2 protein-coding genes are annotated in these 2,161 nt (G+C 52.3%); both read left to right on the top strand.

What is annotated here, in order from left to right; genetic code table 11:
• Nucleotides 1-95: 95 nt before the first annotated feature.
• Nucleotides 96-1,043, top strand: coding sequence for a glycosyltransferase (locus J07HQW2_RS09200; RefSeq protein WP_021055197.1), 948 nt, complete (start codon nt 96-98; stop codon nt 1,041-1,043).
• 37 nt (nt 1,044-1,080) lie between these two features.
• Nucleotides 1,081-2,161 (top strand): alkaline phosphatase family protein (locus tag J07HQW2_RS09195; RefSeq protein WP_021055196.1); only part of this gene is annotated, 1,081 nt, incomplete at its 3' end.

Here is a 2,161-nt window from a genome sequence, read left to right as displayed (position 1 = left end):
AAACTCGCAAAGGCTGTCAACGCAAATTGGGTATATACGCTCGGTGACCCCGATCCAGACGGCTCAAACCCGTATGGGTCTGTGGGATTAACGATGTGACTCCCAGTCTCGACTATTCGGTGATTCGACGACTTCAACGGCGGGGCGGGCGCCTCTTTGAGTACGCCCAATGGGAGGATGTCGACTGGCGAGAGTTCGGCGATCCGGACGTGTTGATCACGTCAGGCGCGACGACGCGGGCGGTCATCACACCTGATGATACGTTTCACATTAATTACTGCCACTCTCCGCCTCGATGGTTCTACGATCTTTATCACGACCGCAAGAACTCAAAGTTCGGGATCCTTGCACGACCGATGATACGGTACCTCCGGATGCGAGACATGGCAGTTGATCCACGCGTTGATCACTACCTCGTCAATAGTCCGATTATCAAACGCCGTCTCTGGAAATACTACAAGCGAGAGTCCGAGGTGCTGTATCCTCCCGTTGAATTGGATCAGTACTACAACAAGGGCGACCACGGGTTCTTCCTTCACCTCGGCCGACTTAATAAGGAGAAAGGCGTCCCTGAAGTCGTCGCAGCGTTTAAGAAACTAGACGAGCGGCTGGTGATGGCAGGCGGATCTGGGGACGTCGACGACTCGGTTCTAGGTCAGATTGAGCGCGCTGAGAATATCGAGTGGCGCGGATTCGTAGATGAAGACGAGAAATTAGATCTACTTGCTCAATGTACAGCAGTCGTATTTAATGGTCACAACGAGGACTTTGGGATCGTTCCCATTGAGGCGAACGCAAGCAGGAAGCCTGTTTTAGCACGAAATGATGGTTTTCCAAGGCTCTTTGTTACCGAAGAGAACGGACGGCTCCATGACGGAACAGTTAGTAGTATTCGACGGGTAATCAGTCAATTCTTGGAAGAAGACATACTGATTAATTCGGATAAACATATCTCTCGATTTTCTTTCGACGCATTCTCAACTAACATTCAGGACACTATCGAAGCCATGTACGCCGACTTCCAGGATTGTGTCCGCCAGTAACAAATACTCCTCCCGAATAGTAGAAGATAATTGAACAATGACGGAGACGATTGTCATCGGTCTCGACGGAGCAAACTGGGATCTGCTTGAGCCGTGGCTCGAAGCCGGTAGCCTTCCGAATATCCAGTCGCTCAGAGAAGAAGGAACGTGGAGTGACATGGAGAGCTGTCCGCCACCGGTCACGTGTCCGAACTGGCGCTGCTATTCGACGGGGAAGAACCCCGGAAAGCTCGGCGTCTTCTGGTGGGAAAAGATCGACACAGAAAACCGAGCACTTACCACGCCGACATCTCGATCGTTCAGATCGAGTAACTACTGGGACTACCTGAACGACGCCGGGAAGACGGTCGGAATCATGAACCTCCCGATGTCGTATCCGCCGTTCGAGGTGGACGGCTGGATGGTAGCTGGGGGTCCCGGAAGTGAGCAAGACGACTACACGTACCCGAGCACGCTCGAAGACAAACTTGAAGAGCGCGGCTACCGGCTTCACCCAGAAGTTCCCGTCACATCAGACAAGGACCGCGAGGCGGCATCCGACATCATCGATTTAATTCGCGATCGGTTCGAAACATTCCGTAAGTTTCTTAAGGATCGTCCCGTTGATGTGGCTCATCTTACCGTATTCTATATCAATGTCCTCCAGCACTTTTTCTGGCGTGATGATGTGACGAAGCGAGCATGGACAATCATTGACGAGCATATTGGTGAGATCCGCAACGCGTGCCCTGACGCGACGCTCTATTTAATATCTGACCACGGGTGTACTGACGTGGACACAATGTTCTACGCCAACAGTTGGCTAGAACACGAGGGATATCTCGTCACCGAGACAGGACCATTCAACATACTACCGGAGTTTGGGATTAATAAGAAGCGTGTCTCACAGCTCGCACATCGTCTCGGAATTCACGGATTAGTCACGTCGCTCGCACCGGAGTCAATTAAAGATGCAGTTCCCGAGGACGAAAGGGGGTTCAAACGCGAACAGAAACTCGAAAAGGTGGACTGGGAACGTAGTGACGCCATCGCGAGTGGACAAGGGTTGATATACCTGATCGACGACTCTCGGAGTGAGGAACTTGTCCGCGATCTTGAGGGGCTGGAACGCGGCGGGA

It is taken from the genome of Haloquadratum walsbyi J07HQW2 (assembly GCF_000415985.1).
Lineage (GTDB): Archaea > Halobacteriota > Halobacteria > Halobacteriales > Haloferacaceae > Haloquadratum > Haloquadratum walsbyi_B.
This window is presented reverse-complemented; position numbering and strand designations above follow the sequence as displayed.